Here is a 15,705-nt window from a genome sequence, read left to right on the forward strand (position 1 = left end):
CGTAGGCGGGTCGCGAGGGTCCGGCTCACGGGGCCGGACCCGTCGCCGCCGCCGCGTCACCGCCCCCCGTACGCCCCCGCGTCGATGTCCTCCAGCAGGGTCGGGCCGGTGGGTGTCCAGCCCAGCAGTTCCCGGGTTGCCGTGCTGGTCGCGGCGAGGTCCAGGCTGAAGAAGGTGCCGAGCCAGCCGAAGTGGTTCTGGGCCTCGGCCGGGTCGATGGAGGTGACGGGGAGGTCGTAGGCGCGGCCGATGGCCTCGGCGATGGCGCGGCTGGTGACGCCCTCCTCGGCGACGGCGTGCAGGCGGGAGCCCGCGGGGGCCTTCTCGAGGCCGAGTCCGACCATGCGGGCGGCGTCGGTGCGGTGGACCGCGGCCCAGCGGTTGGTCCCGTCGCCCGGGTAGGCGGAGACGCCCTTCTCCCTGGCCACCGAGGCGATGATGGAGACGAAGCCGTGGTCGCCCGCGCCGTGCACGGTCGGTGAGAACCGCAGGCTCACGCTGTGCACGCCGCGCTCGACGAATTCCAGGGCGAGGTTCTCCGTGCCGCCGCGCGGCGCGTCAGGGCCGTGCGCCGGGCTCGCGTCACTCTCGGTGGCGGGCCGGCCCGGCGTGAGGCCCGCGACCCCCGACGCGAGCAGGAACGGCCTCCCGCTCCCGGCGAGCGCGTCGCCGATGGTCTGCACGGCGCCCCGCTCGGCCGCGTTGGTCGCGACCTGGTCCGCCCAGTCGTGCTTGTTGGCCAGGTGGATGACGGCCTCGGCGGCCTCGGCCCCGAGCCGGATGCCGTCCAGGTCGTCGAGGTCGCCGCGACGGACCAGGGCGCCCTTCGCCTCCAGCGCCGCGGCGGAGGCGTCGGACCTGGCCAGCCCGGTGACCTCGTGACCGGTGGCGAGCAGTTCGTCGACGACGGCGGAGCCGATCCAGCCGGAGGCTCCCGTGACGAAAACGCGCATGACGTGCTCCTCGGGTTCAGTGTTCAGACGTGCAGTGATGTCTGTGACTGACGTCAGTCACAGACATCACTGTACGCCTCGACGTCAGTCGCTGCCATCACCGCGCTCGCCGTGTCTAGACTCACCGCATGGCGAGATGGGAACCCGGAACCCCCGAGCGGCTGCAGGCGGCCGCGCTGGAACTGTTCGCGACCCGCGGCTACGAGCGCACGACCGCCACGGAGATCGCTCAGTCCGTCGGTCTGACCGAGCGCACGTTCTTCCGGCACTTCAGTGACAAGCGCGAGGCCCTCTTTCACGGGCAGCAGCTGCTGGCCCAGGCGTTCCTGGAGGGGGTGAACGGGGCGCCGCCCGACGCGTCCCCCCTCGACACCGTCGCCCGCGCCCTGCGGTCCGCGGCGTCCCACTTCTCGGCGGAACGCCGCCCCCACGCCCGTGCCCGCAAAGCCGTGATCGACGAGAACCCCGCGCTCCAGGAACGCGAGCTGCGCAAGATGGCCGACCTCGCCACGACGGTCGCCGACTCCCTCCGCGCGCGCGGCGTCGACGAGCTGGCGGCCACGGTGGCGGCACAGACGGGCGTCGCGGTGTTCGGGGTCGCGTTCGGGCGCTGGGTGAGCGACGGCGAGGAGCGGTCCTTCGAGGACATCGTGACGGAGGTGTTCCGGAAGCTGCTGCACCTGGCCGGGGATGCGGCCCCGGCGCCGCAGGAGACGCGGTGATGCCGAGGCCGCGTGGCCCTCGGGGCCGGTCGGCGCCTCCTTCTCAGCGCAGCTGTTCGGCCAGGCCGACGATGATGCCCTCCGGGCCGCGGACGTAGCAGAGGAGATAGACGTCCTCGAAGCGGGCGATCTCGCCCATGATTTCGGCGCCGTGCGGGCGCAGGCGGGCGACGGTGTCCTTCAGGTCGTCGACGGCGAACATGACGCGGTGCGTGCCCAGGATGTTGTGCGGCCGGTTGCGCGGGCTCGCGCTGATCGCCTCGGGGGTGCGGTACTTCGACAGCTCGAGCCGGCTGTGGCCGTCCGGGGTGCGGAGCATCGCGATGTCGCAGTGGACACCTTCGAGGCCGGTGCACTGGTCGGCGACGGGGCCCTGGACCTCCGTCCTGCCCTCCAGCTCCATGCCCAGTTCCACGAAGAACGCGATGGCGGCGTCCATGTCCTCGACCACGATGCCGACGTTGTCCATCCGCTGAATCGCCATGCCGGTTTCTCCCTCTTCCGCGTACGGCTTGTACCTCGTACGGCTTGTACCTCGTACGGCTTGTACCTCGTACGGCTTGTACCTCGTACGGCCGGTGGTGGCCGCCGATGTGCCTGGGACGGAGCCGGTGGTTTGTTCTCGACATCCCCGGGCCGTCGAATTTCGGGCCCGGATTCCTTACTGCGGCAGGATGTGGCCGGCCTCTGTTCCCAGGGCGTTCAGCAGGGCCAGGGTGTCGCAGTCGACGGTGGCCTTTCCGACGGCCCGACGGCGACACCCGCAGTCACTGGCGGCTGAGCGCGCGGGACACGCCGGCCGTGACCGCGGTGGCCAGGATCCAGCCGCACGCGATCAGGCCGTAGGCCAGCCACTGCGCGGTGTCTCGGGGCGCGAAGGCGCCTTCCTGTCCGAAGGTGATGATCGGCACCAGCAGATCGAGGGTGTAGAAGACGGCGTTGAACTGCGGGGCCTTGCCCGCTTCGAGGGGAGCCGGGGGATGCAGGGCGAAGAACAGGGTGCCGCAGGCGAGCAGGGCCGTCAGCCACAGGCCCGCGCGGGCGGGCCGGTAGCCGTAGCCGACGGCCACGTCCTGGACGTGGCCCCAGAGACGGGTGTGCGGGGAGAGGGTGCCGCGGCGGTGGCGCTGTTTGGCGAGGAGCACGGTGCGGGCCTCGTCCTCGTGCCCGAGCCGCCGGTAGGCCGCCGCGAGTTGCTCGTAGGGCTGGGGGAGGTAGCCGCCGGCGGTGCGCCGGATCCAGCGGACCCGTTCGGTGGCGGGCAGGGGGAACGCGAGGGCGTCGTACGTCGCCTCGGCCAGCCGGAGGTCGGCGGGCCAGGTGTCCTGGGCGTCGTACAGCGTCCCCAGCCGGGCGTTGCGCGCGTCCACGACTCCGTCGATCGGCCGGCGGGTGCGCAGGTCGGTTTCCCGGGCCTGGGTCGCGCGCAGGGAGAGGGCGGTGCCGTCGGTGTGGGTGAGTCGGGCGTCGCGGAAGCTGAGTTCCGTACCGACACGTGTGCCGTCGAGTTTCACGCCGCCGTCGACGGTGAGTCCGCGGCCGAGGTCGAAGTTGCGGGCGACGGTGACGTCGACCGCTTCCAGGGCGAGGTCACCGGCGTTGCTCAGGCGGGCCCCGCAGAAGCCGATGGCCGCCGCGACCGTGGCGCCGGAGAGGATGATCCGTCCCTCGGCACTGAAGCCGGGGTGGAAGGTGAAGTCCTCGGTGATGTGGACGTGATAGGCGTCCAGGGCGTGACCGCCGGGATTGTGCAGCGAGGCGCCCTCCAGGTCGAACTCGCCGTCGACGGACGCACCGGACAGGCGGAATCCGCCCTCGAGAGCCAACTTCCGGCACAGCGCGTCGCCGCCCACCCTCACGTGGATGGCGGATATCGCCTCGCCGTCGGGGAAGCTGATCGCGGTGTCCCGGAGGTCCAGGTCTCCGTTGATCTGAGCGCGGGTGAGCACGAGGGGCCCCGTCATACGGCAGCCGGAGAGCACCAGCCGGGCGTCGATCTGCGCCGTGTCGGCGACGAGACCGGGCAGGGCGCAGCCGGTCATCACCAGCTCGCGGGTCCGGGCGCCCTGGAGCAAGGGGGCTTCGTCGAAGCGGCAGTCGGTCAGGACGACCGGCACGGTGATCTCGGTGAATCGCAGGTCCAGACGGCCCGTGATGTGCGCACCGGTCAGGCGCAGTGCGGGGCGGTCGCCGGGGGCCTGGTCGACGGCGCCGAGCAACAGCGCCGCGATGACGTCGGCCCGGATCGCGGCGTCGGCCCGGACCGCCGGGTCGGCCGACGATACGGGACCGGCCGACGATGCCGGATCGGCCGACGGTGCCGGATCGGCCGACGATGCCGGATCGGCCGACGATGCCGGATCGGCCGACGATGCCGGATCGGCCGACGATGCCGGATCGACCGACGATGCCGGATCGACCGACGATGCCGGGTCGGCCAGGACGTCGACGGCGCGCCCTGCGGAGTAGGAGTCCCACAACCGCCGTTCGGGAGCGTTGAGTTCGTTGAGGCGCACGATCGCCGATCTTCCTGCGGCGACGGTGTGCCGGGCAAGTGCTTTCGACGCCCCGGCTGCGCTCGGCGCGGGGAAGTCACGGCGGGGAAAGTCACGGCGGGGACGGGGAAGTCACGAGCCCGCCCGGCCCCCGGGGTGTCGCAGGGCGCAGAAGTATCCGACGGCGAGGGCGATGGCCATGCCGTAGAAGACCCACTGGTTGGCCTCGGCGAAGTCGAGGCGGATGGCGGGCATCGCGTCCCGCATGGCCGTCTCGGCCGGGCCGTCGCCGGTGGGGGTACGGGCGTCCGCGTTGCCCGTGATCGTCTCCGTGACGTCACGGGCCAGGGAGTGCTCGGCGTCCGGCGGCACTCCGCGTGCGCGGAGGGTCTCCGCGACCCGGTCGGTCATGGTGTGCGTCAGCATGGTGCCGTAGATGGCGAGACCGACGCTCGCCGCGTAGTTGCGGACGGTCTGGGTGATGCCGGTGACCTCGCCGTAGGAGGAGTTGATCGAGCGGTTGACGGCGTCCGTCGACGCGGGGGCCAGGACGAAGCCGATGCCCGCGCCGGCCAGTGCGGCGTAGGGCCACTGGTCGTGCATGGACAGGTCGGTCAGTTTGCCGGCCCACAGGGCGAAGCCGACGGCGCCGAGGGCGCAGCCGATCCGCATCGCCGGCCGGGCGCCCCGCTTGTCCAAGATGCGGCCGCCCCACTGGGAGGCGATGGCGAACCCGGCGAAGAAGTACAGCAGGTACAGGGCGGCCTGGTTGGGTGAGGCGCTGAGCGAGACCTGGGCGTAGACCGAGGCGAAGAAGAAGAGCGGGACGAACGCCAGCATGGCGAAGAAGAGCACCAGCATGTCCACCGTGAAGGCACGGTCGCGGAAGACCGCGAGGTTGACCAGCGGGTGGTGGGTGCGCAGTTCGTAGCGGCAGAAGACGTACAGCACGGCCAGGCCGCCCGCGATGCAGGCCCAGGTCGCCGCGCTGTCCCAGCCCCAGGAGCCCGCCTGCTGGAAGCCGAGCACGCTCAGGCCCATGCCGGCGACGATCAGCAGGGCGCCCTTGACGTCCAGCGACTCCTCGCGCCGGCGGTCGGAGATGCCGGCCAGCATGGTGAGGACCAGCGCGACGATCGCGACGGGGACGTTGACCCAGAAGATCGCCCGCCAGGTCCAGGCGATGAGCCAGCCGCCGAGCAGGGGTCCTACGGCGGTGAGGGCGCCGGTGAGGCCGAAGAAGAGGGCCAGCGCGCGTCCCCTGCGCTCGAGGGGGAACACCGCGACGACCACGGCGAGCGCGGCCGGGAAGAGCAGCGCGGCGCCCAGGCCCTGGGTGGCGCGGAAGACGATGAGCCAGGTCAGCGCGTAGTCCCCGGAGGGCACGCAGCCGCAGAGCACCGAGGAGACGACGAAGATCAGGGTGCCCAGCACCACGACCCGGCGCGGACCCCACAGGTCGGCCAGCCGCCCGCCGAGGGCGAAGAAGGCGGCCAGGGCCAGCAGGTAGGCGTTGATCACCCACTGCATGCCCGTGGAGGAGAGGCCGAGTTCGGAGACGATGTCGGGGGCCGCGATCGAGACGATCGTCTGGTCGATGAACGTCATCGCCACCGCGAACATCATGGCGGCGAGCGCCAGCGACTGGGAGGTGGCGTGACCGGCACCGACCGTGCTCTCGTCCCGCTTCGGATGCGTTCCGCTCACCCGCTCAGTCTGCGCTCGCGCCGGTGACCGCGCATCCGGACCCGAGTCCGGGGCACGCACCCCGAACGACGGGACAACCAGGCGCGCCCGTATTCCGCGAGGGCCGGTGTCAGCAGGTCGAACGCCAGTGGCGCCTCCCGCGTCTAGCACCCGCGCGATCTCCGGATTGGCGCGCCCCGCCGACGTCAGTTCCTGGATGCGGGTGAACAGAACGCGGCGGACTCCCCGTTATGTTTTCCGCGGTCCTGCAAGAGGGCCGCTGGCCTCCGAGCCCGGCATGACTGTGTCCCCCTGTTGAACCGTATGACCTGGGGGGTGGTGTTCACCGGGCCCGAGAGGTGCCGTCGGAGACGCTGATGAGAGGTCCGGCCACCGTCCGGTCCGGTGCAATACCGGGCAGTTCACGGGCGGCAGGTCTGCATAACGTGGATGCGCGCGTACGACACCGATGCCCAGGCCAGCCGTGCCAAAGGAAGTGGAGAGCACGATGTTCGACACCGGCGACGTGGACGTCTTCCTCGGCCTGGACGTCGGCAAGACCGCCCATCACGGCCATGGACTGACCCCGGCCGGCAAGAAGGTCTTCGACAAGCCCCTGCCCAACAGCGAGCCGAAGCTGCGGGCCGTCTTCGACAAGCTGGCCGCGAAGTTCGGCACCGTCCTGCTGGTCGTGGACCAGCCCGCCTCTATCGGAGCCCTGCCGCTGACCGTCGCAAGAGACGCGGGCTGCAAGGTCGCCTACCTGCCGGGCCTGGCGATGCGGCGGATCGCCGACCTCTACCCGGGCGAGGCCAAGACCGACGCGAAGGACGCCGCGGTCATCGCGGACGCCGCCCGCACCATGCCCCACACCCTGCGGTCCCTGGAACTCACCGACGAGATCACCGCCGAGCTGACCGTCCTCGTCGGCTTCGACCAGGACCTCGCGGCCGAGGCCACCCGCACCTCCAACCGCATACGCGGTCTGCTCACCCAATTCCACCCCAGCCTGGAACGCGCCCTCGGCCCACGCCTGGACCACCAGGCCGTCACCTGGCTGCTGGAACGCTACGGCTCCCCCGCCGCACTGCGAAAAGCCGGACGCCGCAGGCTCGTTGACGGAGTCCGGCCCAAGGCCCCGCGCATGGCCCAGCGGCTGATCGACGAGATCTTCGACGCGCTCGACGAGCAGACCGTCGTCGTTCCCGGCACCGGCACGCTCGACATCGTCGTCCCGTCGCTGGCCCGCTCGCTCGCGGCTGTTCACGAACAGCGCCGAGCTCTGGAAGCACAGATCGGGCAGCTGTTGGAGAAGCACCCTCTTTCCCAGGTCCTGATCTCGATGCCGGGGATCGCGATCAGGACCGCTGCCACCTTGCTGGTCACCGTCGGCGACGGCACCAGCTTCCCCACCGCCGCCCACCTGGCCTCCTACGCCGGCCTCGCACCCGCGACAAAGTCGTCGGGAACCTCGATCCACGGCGAACACGCACCACGAGGCGGCAACCGGCAGCTCAAACGCGCGATGTTCTTATCCGCGTTCGCCGCCCTGCACGATCCCGCCTCCCGGACCTACTACGACCGATGCCGAGCCAGAGGAAAGACCCACACGCAGGCTCTTCTCCGCCTCGCCCGACAGCGGATCAGCGTGCTGTTCGCGATGCTCCGAGACGGCACTTTCTACGAACACCGAACCCCACGCCTCGCTTGACGAAAGACATAGAGGCACCCCCCCAGCAGGGCCGCGGTCAGCGCCTCCTCCCGCCGGTGGTGCAGGCCCCGCAGGCACGAGGTGAGGGTGGGGGCTGTCGGCGATCATGCGGGTGAAGGCCTCGCCCCGCGAAACCCGCGAAGCCCGCGAAGCCCGCGAAGCCCGCGAAGCCCGCGACGGGGTCCTGGGCCGCCACGGCCGCCAGGAAGGCACGGCGGCGGTGCGTGCGGTGACCTCCGGGTCCCGGCGATCTGGATCAGCAGCAAGGCCCCGAAGCTCGGCCGGTGCCGGGAGGGGCCAACCCGCACACCTGGCTCGGCACGGCGTCCGACGGAGCGCGCCACGCCTGAACGCCGGGCCCGGTGAGCGCTCACGCCGGACCGGTCGCTCCCCCGCCGCCCTGGCCCTGACCGGGGTCTCGGCCCTGCTCCTGACCCTGGCCCTGGCCCTGGTACCGCAGCAGCAGCATCGCAGCGTCGTCGTGGTGAGGCCCCGCCGCGTGCCGCACCAGGTCCTCGCGCAGGGCGTCCAGCGCGCGGTGGACGTCGGGGTCCTTGAGGAGGTGGGCGCGGTCGGCCAGCGGATAGAAGCCGCCCTCCTCGTCCCGGGCCTCCGTGACGCCGTCGGTGTAGAGGAGCAGTTGGTCACCGGGGCGGAAGGGCACCGGGAACGGGGCCGGGCCGGGGCCGCCGTGCGCCGCGAGGCCCAGCGGGAGGGCGTACGCGGGCGGCTCGGGGAAGTCGGCGGTGCCGTCGCCGTGGACGAGCATCGGCGCCGGGTGGCCGTAGTTGAGGAGGACGACCTGGTGGTCGTAGCCGATCTCGGCGAGGATCGCGGTCACGAACTTCTCGTCCTCCAGCTCCCGGGCGACGCTGCGCTCGAGCCGCTCGCCGAGCTTGACCAGGTCCTTCTCGTCGTACGCCGCCTCCCGGAAGGCGCCGAGGACCCGGGCCGCGGTCTCCACCGCCGCCAGCCCCTTGCCCTGGACGTCGCCCACGATCACCCGGACGCCGTGCGGCGAGGCCACCACCTCGTACAGGTCGCCGCCGATCCGGGCCTCGGCGAGCGCCGAGGTGTACGAGACGGCCGCGTGCAGCGGTCCCGCGGTCAGCGGTACCGGGCGCAGCAGCACCCGCTGCGCCGCCTCCGCGATCGAGCGCACGCTGGCCAGTTCCGCCTCGCGGCGCGAGCGCATCACGGCCGCCGCGATGCCGACGCCGGTCACGCCGGCCACCGACAGCATGGCGGTGTAGCCGCGGGGACGGTCGAAGAGCCCGTTGTACATCCCGAGGCCCACGCACAGCAGCAGCGCGACCAGTCCGATCACCGCGGTGCGCCGCCAGCCGCCGACCAGTCCGCCGAACGCCGGTCCCAGCGACACCAGCGGCAGCAGCCCCACCCCGGGCCCCATCGTGAGGTCCACGACGGCCACCACGGCCATGGCCGCGACGGGCATCCAGGACAGCGCCGCGGAACCGGACGGCGACTTCTTCACGGTCATGACTACTCCGGTGTGGCAGCGCTCAGGAGCCGCCCTCTCCCTGTCCTCATCAGGCGTCCCTCCCCAGTCTCTTAGACTATGCAAGGGTCGGAGCGCGCAGGAGTTCCCGAGCGGTCCTTAACCCAATCGAGGCCGAGTCGCACCCTCGGAGGGGCACGTCACGCGGACCGCAGCGCCGCCCGCGTCGGCAGCAGTCCGCCGTCGGTCGCGCCCCGCCGGCTCGCCACCGTCAGCGTGAGCGTCACCGCGAGCGAGGCGAGGGCCATCACGGTCATGGCCGTCGCCGGGGAGCTGAACTGGGCCACCGTGCCGGCCAGGGTCGCGGCGACGCCCTGCATGGTGAGCATCCCGGCGGAGTGCAGGCCGAGGGCGTGCCCGGAGAGTCCGTCGGGGGTCAGGGCGACCAGGCGCTCCTGCTGCACCAGGCTCGAGCCGAAGCCCACCGACGCCAGCGCGACCAGTACGGCCGTCAGCGGCAGCGGCGGGCGCAGGATGAGGACGAGGTACGGGGCGGCCAGCAGCACCAGCAGCGGGATGCCGAGGCGCGGGCGCAGCCGGGCCGGCAGCAGCCGGCCGATCGTCACGTCCCCGGCCAGCATGCCGAGGGCGGCGCAGGCGAACAGCGTGCCCGCGGCGCGGGGGTCGTAGGAGACGTACAGGGACTCGCAGCCGACGACGAGGCCGTTGGGGATCCACAGGGCCAGGTACACGTGGCGGCGCGGACGGGCGGACCACAGCAGGGCGTTGGCGCGCCAGGTGGCCTTCACGGAGGGGCGGCCCGCCGCGCGCGGCGGGCGGCGGGTCAGCCGGAGGGCGAGGACGGCCGCCGCGCCGAACAGAGCGGCCGCGAGCAGCAGGCACAGGCGCGCCGGCAGCAGGGCCACCAGGACGCCGCCGGCCGCGTAGCCGGCGATCTGCATGATGCCGCTCATCATGTTGAAGAGCGAACGCCCCGACAGGTACCCGTCCTTGGAGAGGATCTCGGTCAGCAGGCCCCAGCGGACACCGCCGCCGAGGGAGGCGATCAGGCCCTCGGCGAGGACGATGGCGAGCATCCCCCAGACCGGCAGGCCGGGCAGCGCGAGGGCCGCGGTGGCGACGGCGAAGGAGAGCGAGAGGCCCGCCAGCGTCGCGCGCGGGGCCAGCCGGTCGGCCCCGGAGAGGAAGAGCGTGGCCCCCAGCACCTGGGCCAGCGCGGGACCGAACATGCTGACCGCGGACAGCAGCGGCGAGTTCGTGGCCCGGAACACCAGCGTGCCGAGCGCGAGGCCGCTCACCGTCTGAGCGGCGATGTTGGCCGAGGAGGAGAGGAAGAGAGGACCGAACTCGGGGGTGCGGAAGAGGTCCGCGTAGCTCTTGCGGCTCGTGTCTGGCATGCGGGGAGTGTGAGGTGACGGCGGGAGGGGCCGTTAATGTTTCGCGTGGGCGCGAAAGGTGAGGGGGGAGCGGGGGAAAGTACGGGAAGGGGCCGCATGGGCTGGTGGGAGATCGACGCCGACACGCTCGCCCGCAGCCGTTTCGTCGTCTCGCCGCTCGACGAGACCCTCGCCTGCCTGAAGATGCTGCACGCCGGAGTGGCCGGGCACCCCGGCGAACGGGCCTGGCTCGACACCCACCGGCCCGCGCATCTGCGCCGCATGGCGGCCGACCCGGTGGCCGCGCTGCTCGTCGGCTCGGGTCTCGGCCGGGAGTGGAACGCCGACTTCCTCACCCCCACCCCGTACGAGGGCGAGAGCTTCGAGGAGGGCGTCGCGCGGGTCCGGGCGGCCCGCCCCGACGAGGCCCGCGCGGACCTGGCCGTCTCGCTCGGGGGCACGCTCCCCGCCGCCCTGGACCGCGACGACCTGCCCGAGCGGGCCGCCGCGCTGCTGGAGGACGTCTGGACGGAGGCGGTACGGCCGGACTGGGACCGGCGCCGCCGGGTCCTGGAGGCGGATGTCGTCGCGCGGATCGCGCAGGTGAGCCGGGGCGGCTGGGCGGCCGTGCTGGACGCGCTGCGGCCGGGCACCCGCTGGCTGGGCGCCAGCCGGCTGCAGATCAACCTGAACCCGTACCCGCCCCGCGATCTGTCCGGCGCCGAGCTGATCCTGGTACCGATCACTCCGCAGCGGCACGGCTGGGTGGCGTGGGAGGAGCCCGAGCGGTACGCGGTGGTCTACCCGTGCACGGGCGCGCTCGCGGACGACGGTGCCCGTGCCGTGCCCGCGGCGCTGGGCGCGCTGCTCGGTCCGGCGCGGGCGGGGGTGCTGATCCTGCTCGGCTCCCCGATGAGCACCAGCCAGCTGGTCGGCGTGACCGGGCAGACCCTCGGCTCGGTGGGCCGGCATCTGCGGGTGCTGCTGGACGCGGGTCTCGTGGAGCGGCGGCGGGCGGGGCGGTCGGTGCTGTACTCGCGGACGGCCGCCGGAGAGGTACTCGTCGAGGCGGGCGAGGGGCGGGCGTGAGCCGCGCCCGGACTAGCATCCGTTCCATGACGACCTCACAGAACACGCGCGACAACGGCAACGACGACAGCCTCCCCCTCGACGTCGAGATCGGTGCCCTCCAGGGCGGTACCGCGGACCTCTCCCAGTACGCGGGCCGGGTCGTGCTGGTGGTCAACGTGGCCTCCAAGTGCGGGCTGACCCCGCAGTACTCCGGCCTCGAGCGGCTGCACGAGCGCTACGCGGAGCAGGGCCTCACCGTGCTCGGCGTGCCCTGCAACCAGTTCATGGGCCAGGAGCCGGGCAGCGCCGACGAGATCGCCGAGTTCTGCTCGGCGACGTACGGCGTCACCTTCCCGATGACCGAGAAGGTGGAGGTCAACGGGGAGGACCGGCATCCGCTGTACGGCCGGCTGACCGGATTCGCCGACGCCGAGGGCCACAGCGGGGACATCCGCTGGAACTTCGAGAAGTTCCTGATCGGGCGGGACGGCAAGGTCGCCGCCCGGTTCTCCCCGCAGACCGAGCCGGAGGCGGCGGAGGTCGTGGCGGCGGTCGAGGCACGGCTGGCGGGTTGAGTGCGCGAGTCCGGGCGAGTGCGGGCGAGTCCGGGCGGAGCGCTTGACCTTGACCCTGGGGCAGACCCGAGCGTCGTCGTCGCCGGGCGGACCAGCCGCCCGGTGACGGAGGACTACGACGTGGACGACGCGAACGACGCGAACGACGCGAACGAGGACGCCGACGACGCTCGCGACGACGCGTTGCTGACCATCGGGGCGTTCGCCGCGCGGGCCCGGCTGTCGGCCAAGGCACTCAGGCTGTACGACCGGATGGGCCTGTTGGCGCCCGCTCATGTGGACGAGACCACTGGCTACCGCTACTACCGCGCCGGCCAGACCGAGCGTGCCCGGCTCGTGGCGCTGCTGCGCCAGCTGGACATGCCGCTCGCGAGGGTCGCGGAGGTGGTCCACGCGGACGGGCCGGGGGCCGCCACCGCTCTGCTCGACGCCTACTGGGCGGGAGTGGAGACCCGGGTGGCGGGTCAGCGCACGCTCGCCGAGTACCTCCGTGGACGGCTTTCGGGGAGGAGCTCCGAGGTGTACGGAAAGTTCGTGGTGGAGACGGTGGACGTGCCCGAGCAGGTGGTGCTCAGCGAGACCCGGCACACGACGGCGGCCGAACTGCCGACGTGGATCGGTGCCTCGCTGGGGCGTCTTGAGGAGGCGGCCGGGGGGTGCGGGGGTGTGACGGCGGCGCCGTTCGTCGTCTACCACTCCGAGGTGTCGACGGAGAGCGACGGTCCGGCCGAGTCGTGCGTGCCGGTCGCCGACGAGGCGGCCGCGCGGGCGTGGGGCGAGGAGCGCGGACGCGCCTGGCAGACGCGGGTGCGGGTGGAGCCGGCCGGGCGGCTGGCCTACACCCGGATCACCAAGGCCCAGGTGGCCCATCCGCAGATTCTGGCCGCCTTCGAGGCGGTGGAGGAGTGGATCGCCGGACAGGGTCTGACGGTGGCGGGGCCGTGTCGCGAGGTGTACTTCGCCGACTGGGACGCCGCGGGCCCCGAGGACCCGGTGTGCGACGTGGCGTTCCCGGTGAGGTGAGTGACGGACGGCCGGGACTGAACAGAGCCCTCTCGGCAAGGTCGGCGAACTGGTCGAGAGGGCTCCGTCGGCGGTACTGACGGATGACGCGTGGAGGCGTTACTCCTTGACCGAGGTCACGAAGGTGTTCCACGCGTCGGCGGGGAACGCCAGGACCGGGCCGCCGGTCACCTTGGAGTCGCGGACGGCGAGTGCCGCCACGACCGGTGACCGGACCTCGACGCACGCGCCGTTCCCTCCGGAGTAGGAGGACTTGGTCCACGATTCCTGGGCGCCCTGAAGAATTGCCATGTCTGCTCCGATGGCGAGTTGCTGAGTGCGGTTTACGCCAATGACGTGTGATCTTTGGCGTGATCGACGCTACTCGCTGGCCTTCCCGTGCGGAGCAGCCATTCACTCGACCGGATGGCATATTCCAGGTGAGTCTTCCAGTACATCGTGGCAGGGGTGTACTATCCCGCCCCCACCATCCCGAATGGCCTCAGCGACCGCGCCGGCCTCGCCCGCCTCACCGTGCGTACTCCTTCGCGACGTCCTCGATGCGCTGCCGCGACTGCTCCACGTTCAGGGCCTGCGCCCGCAGGTGCTCGTACATCACCGTGTACTTCTGCACGTCCAGCGCCTTCTCCAGGTACAGGTCGCTGGTGACGCCCTCGATGTACACCACGCTCGAGTCGGCGGCGTCGGCGAACTCCAGGATCGAGTACTGGCCGTTGATGCCCGGGTGCGCCCCGACGTCGAACGGCAGCACCTGCACGGTGATGTGCGGCAGCTGCGACATCTCGGCGACGTGCTCCAACTGCTCCCGCATCACCTGCTTGCCGCCCACCGTCCGGCGCAGGCAGGCCTCGTCGAGGACCACCCACAGCCGCAGCGGGTTGTGGTCGGCGGAGATCCGCTCCTGGCGCCGTATGCGGACCTGCACCCGCTTCTCGATGTCGGCGACCGACGTCTCGGGCAACGCGCCCTGGATGAGGGCCTCCGCGTAGGGCCGGGTCTGCAACAGGCCCGTGATGATCTGGGGTTCGTAGGTGCGCAGCGACTCCGCGTCGGTCTCCAGGCCGATGTAGACGCTGTACGGAATGTCCCCGAAGGCGTGCCACCAGCCCTGCTGGCGCGAGTCCTTCGCCATCTGCATCAGCGAGTCGACGATCCGCTGGTCCTCGACCTCGTACACCCCGCACAGGTCGCGGACGTCCCGCTGGCTGATGCTGCGGCGGCCGTTCTCCAGGCGGCTGATCTTCGACTGCGAGACCAGCAGCCGCTCCGCCACCTCCTCGGCCGTCATGCCCTTGAGCTCACGGAGCCGGCGCAGCTCCTGGCCCAGCCGACGCCGCCTTACGGTGGGATTGACACTCGACGCCACGGGACGTGCACCTCCGGCTGCGTGACTCATACTTGCCACTTTGTGTATCTGCTGCTGAGCAGACTGCCACCAAGGTGCTTTCTACCGCTGGGAAACGGTCGATATGCGCCGCGTACACGCCAGTTCGGGGCGCCACCCCCGCATGCGGCCGCGCGGGGCGGCGGGGGCCTGCCGTCGCCCGGACATGCCGGACGTACGGTCGGGCCCCGCCGCCCCGCGCGGACCTGCGGCTCCCGTGACCGGGCTTGGGGACTGGCGGTGCGGCGGTGCGGTACTGCCTGTACGCGTGTTCGGGTACTCGGGTGTTCAGGTGCTCAATGGGCCACCGCTCGCGCCATGGATCCGTGACGTGGTTGCGCCGGAACACCGCGAGCGGGTTCCGGGGCCGGCCTGGCACCCGGTCCCGGGGCCTGGCGGCCGGCCGGGGCCGGACTGCGGCGTGGCTGGGCCACGGCGCCGTTCTGGACGTCCATCACCGCGTGCGCCACCAGTCCGCCCATGGGGTCGTGCCTGATGAGGTCCCGCAGCCGGGACCGCGACGAGCGTCCTTCGTTGCCCGGGTAGAGGTGCTTGCCGAGACCGACCGCGTGGGCCAGCGCGGCGAGCGCCGCGGTCCGCGGATCCGGCGGGACGCCGGTGCGGATCGCCGAGTCCAGCCGGGCCTTGATCTCCCTGCTGATCGCCGTGTCCGTCGCCTGGTAGCGAGTCGTCGGCAGCACCCCGCACATCTGGCCCTCCACGGCATGCACCATGCCGCATCGCTCCAGATGCGAGAGATAGGTCTGGCGCAGCCCCAGGCGGGGTCCGCCAATCCAGTTGACCGCCCGTACGGGAGCGCCACGCCTTCGCAGCAACTCCAACGCGCAGTCGAGTGTTGGATCTCCTGTCGGCCGTGGGGCCACCACGGCGATACGATCCCCGTCTGGGGCTATCCGTCCGGCCAGCGCCAGCTCCACCAGCTGTGCTCCGGCCAGACCGAGGTCGAGCGACTGCGGCTGTGCGGTGGTACCCGTGGTCGGGTCCAACGCCAGCAGCAGAAGCTCCTCCGGAAGTGTTCTGCGGCTCCTGCCCATCCATGCCTCCCCGCGTGGATGACAGACAGGGTGACCCCTCTCACATTGGTCTGTCGAGGGTGCGTGACCGGTTCGTAGTGGAACCAGTAGGTATGTCGTTCTCGTCTACCGCGTGGGTTCCACCCGTACACAGGACACTGGTAAATGGTTTCGGTACGGGTTCGGTAGCGCGCA

14 protein-coding genes are annotated in these 15,705 nt (G+C 71.8%); 5 read left to right on the top strand and 9 right to left on the bottom strand.

Annotated features, from left to right (window positions below):
• Positions 1-56: 56 nt before the first annotated feature.
• Positions 57-953, bottom strand: a complete 897-nt coding sequence (locus tag ACGH7X_RS16745; RefSeq protein ID WP_399886134.1) for an SDR family oxidoreductase — start codon at positions 951-953, stop codon at positions 57-59.
• A 128-nt stretch (positions 954-1,081) separates the two neighbouring features.
• Here ACGH7X_RS16745 and ACGH7X_RS16750 point away from each other — a divergent pair, with 128 nt between their 5' ends.
• Positions 1,082-1,675, top strand: coding sequence for a TetR/AcrR family transcriptional regulator (locus ACGH7X_RS16750; RefSeq protein WP_399886136.1), 594 nt, complete (start codon positions 1,082-1,084; stop codon positions 1,673-1,675).
• A gap of 43 nt (positions 1,676-1,718) precedes the next feature.
• Here ACGH7X_RS16750 and ACGH7X_RS16755 read toward each other — a convergent pair whose 3' ends face one another.
• The 3 genes from ACGH7X_RS16755 to ACGH7X_RS16765 form a co-directional block, all read right to left on the bottom strand.
• Positions 1,719-2,159 (bottom strand): VOC family protein, encoded by a 441-nt coding sequence (locus ACGH7X_RS16755; protein WP_399886138.1) that lies wholly within the window; start codon positions 2,157-2,159, stop codon positions 1,719-1,721.
• 283 nt (positions 2,160-2,442) lie between these two features.
• Positions 2,443-4,191: an oxidoreductase gene (locus ACGH7X_RS16760; RefSeq protein ID WP_399886140.1), complete on the bottom strand. Its 1,749-nt coding sequence runs from the start codon at positions 4,189-4,191 to the stop codon at positions 2,443-2,445.
• Positions 4,192-4,302: 111 nt separating this feature from the next.
• On the bottom strand, positions 4,303-5,796 hold the full coding sequence (locus ACGH7X_RS16765) for an MFS transporter (RefSeq protein WP_399897086.1): 1,494 nt from the start codon (positions 5,794-5,796) through the stop codon (positions 4,303-4,305).
• 568 nt (positions 5,797-6,364) lie between these two features.
• On the opposite strand from ACGH7X_RS16765, the gene ACGH7X_RS16770 reads away from it, so the two are divergent.
• A complete protein-coding gene (locus ACGH7X_RS16770) occupies positions 6,365-7,567 on the top strand; it encodes an IS110 family transposase (protein WP_399883154.1) in 1,203 nt (400 codons plus the stop codon).
• Positions 7,568-7,937: 370 nt separating this feature from the next.
• On the opposite strand, the gene ACGH7X_RS16775 is transcribed toward ACGH7X_RS16770, so the two are convergent.
• Entirely contained in the window at positions 7,938-9,068 is a 1,131-nt protein-coding gene (locus ACGH7X_RS16775) for a PP2C family protein-serine/threonine phosphatase (RefSeq protein WP_399886141.1), read from the bottom strand.
• A gap of 158 nt (positions 9,069-9,226) precedes the next feature.
• The gene (locus ACGH7X_RS16780) at positions 9,227-10,444 is read right to left on the bottom strand and encodes an MFS transporter (RefSeq protein WP_399886143.1); all 1,218 of its coding nucleotides are present in this window, start codon (positions 10,442-10,444) and stop codon (positions 9,227-9,229) included.
• 96 nt (positions 10,445-10,540) lie between these two features.
• On the opposite strand from ACGH7X_RS16780, the gene ACGH7X_RS16785 reads away from it, so the two are divergent.
• The 3 genes from ACGH7X_RS16785 (at position 10,541) to ACGH7X_RS16795 (ending at position 13,092) form a co-directional block, all read left to right on the top strand.
• The gene (locus tag ACGH7X_RS16785) at positions 10,541-11,512 is read left to right on the top strand and encodes an ArsR/SmtB family transcription factor (protein WP_399886144.1); all 972 of its coding nucleotides are present in this window, start codon (positions 10,541-10,543) and stop codon (positions 11,510-11,512) included.
• Positions 11,513-11,538: 26 nt separating this feature from the next.
• The gene (locus tag ACGH7X_RS16790; RefSeq protein WP_399886146.1) at positions 11,539-12,069 is read left to right on the top strand and encodes a glutathione peroxidase; all 531 of its coding nucleotides are present in this window, start codon (positions 11,539-11,541) and stop codon (positions 12,067-12,069) included.
• Between the two features lie 120 nt (positions 12,070-12,189).
• On the top strand, positions 12,190-13,092 hold the full coding sequence (locus ACGH7X_RS16795) for a MerR family transcriptional regulator (RefSeq protein WP_399897089.1): 903 nt from the start codon (positions 12,190-12,192) through the stop codon (positions 13,090-13,092).
• A gap of 99 nt (positions 13,093-13,191) precedes the next feature.
• On the opposite strand, the gene ACGH7X_RS16800 is transcribed toward ACGH7X_RS16795, so the two are convergent.
• From ACGH7X_RS16800 to ACGH7X_RS16810, 3 genes are all read right to left on the bottom strand, one after another.
• Positions 13,192-13,383, bottom strand: coding sequence for a DUF397 domain-containing protein (locus ACGH7X_RS16800; protein ID WP_007388670.1), 192 nt, complete (start codon positions 13,381-13,383; stop codon positions 13,192-13,194).
• Positions 13,384-13,600: 217 nt separating this feature from the next.
• A complete protein-coding gene (locus tag ACGH7X_RS16805) occupies positions 13,601-14,458 on the bottom strand; it encodes a helix-turn-helix domain-containing protein (RefSeq protein ID WP_399886148.1) in 858 nt (285 codons plus the stop codon).
• A gap of 314 nt (positions 14,459-14,772) precedes the next feature.
• Positions 14,773-15,531 carry a GPP34 family phosphoprotein gene (locus tag ACGH7X_RS16810; protein ID WP_059301329.1) on the bottom strand — a complete coding sequence of 253 codons (759 nt, stop codon included), beginning with the start codon at positions 15,529-15,531 and terminating at the stop codon, positions 14,773-14,775.
• Positions 15,532-15,705: the final 174 nt, after the last annotated feature.

Source organism: Streptomyces sp. BBFR51, from assembly GCF_044591655.1.
In the GTDB taxonomy this organism is placed as follows: domain Bacteria; phylum Actinomycetota; class Actinomycetes; order Streptomycetales; family Streptomycetaceae; genus Streptomyces.

What these genes read in the sequence shown, in the direction of transcription:
- ACGH7X_RS16770 (WP_399883154.1), top strand. Translation starts at nt 6,365, where the DNA reads ATGTTCGACACCGGCGACGTGGACGTCTTCCTCGGCCTGGACGTCGGC.
- ACGH7X_RS16780 (WP_399886143.1), bottom strand. Translation starts at nt 10,444, where the DNA reads ATGCCAGACACGAGCCGCAAGAGCTACGCGGACCTCTTCCGCACCCCC.
- ACGH7X_RS16790 (WP_399886146.1), top strand. Translation starts at nt 11,539, where the DNA reads ATGACGACCTCACAGAACACGCGCGACAACGGCAACGACGACAGCCTC.
- ACGH7X_RS16755 (WP_399886138.1), bottom strand. Translation starts at nt 2,159, where the DNA reads ATGGCGATTCAGCGGATGGACAACGTCGGCATCGTGGTCGAGGACATG.
- ACGH7X_RS16810 (WP_059301329.1), bottom strand. Translation starts at nt 15,531, where the DNA reads ATGGGCAGGAGCCGCAGAACACTTCCGGAGGAGCTTCTGCTGCTGGCG.
- ACGH7X_RS16775 (WP_399886141.1), bottom strand. Translation starts at nt 9,068, where the DNA reads ATGACCGTGAAGAAGTCGCCGTCCGGTTCCGCGGCGCTGTCCTGGATG.
- ACGH7X_RS16750 (WP_399886136.1), top strand. Translation starts at nt 1,082, where the DNA reads ATGGCGAGATGGGAACCCGGAACCCCCGAGCGGCTGCAGGCGGCCGCG.
- ACGH7X_RS16785 (WP_399886144.1), top strand. Translation starts at nt 10,541, where the DNA reads ATGGGCTGGTGGGAGATCGACGCCGACACGCTCGCCCGCAGCCGTTTC.
- ACGH7X_RS16745 (WP_399886134.1), bottom strand. Translation starts at nt 953, where the DNA reads ATGCGCGTTTTCGTCACGGGAGCCTCCGGCTGGATCGGCTCCGCCGTC.
- ACGH7X_RS16765 (WP_399897086.1), bottom strand. Translation starts at nt 5,796, where the DNA reads ATGATGTTCGCGGTGGCGATGACGTTCATCGACCAGACGATCGTCTCG.
- ACGH7X_RS16800 (WP_007388670.1), bottom strand. Translation starts at nt 13,383, where the DNA reads ATGGCAATTCTTCAGGGCGCCCAGGAATCGTGGACCAAGTCCTCCTAC.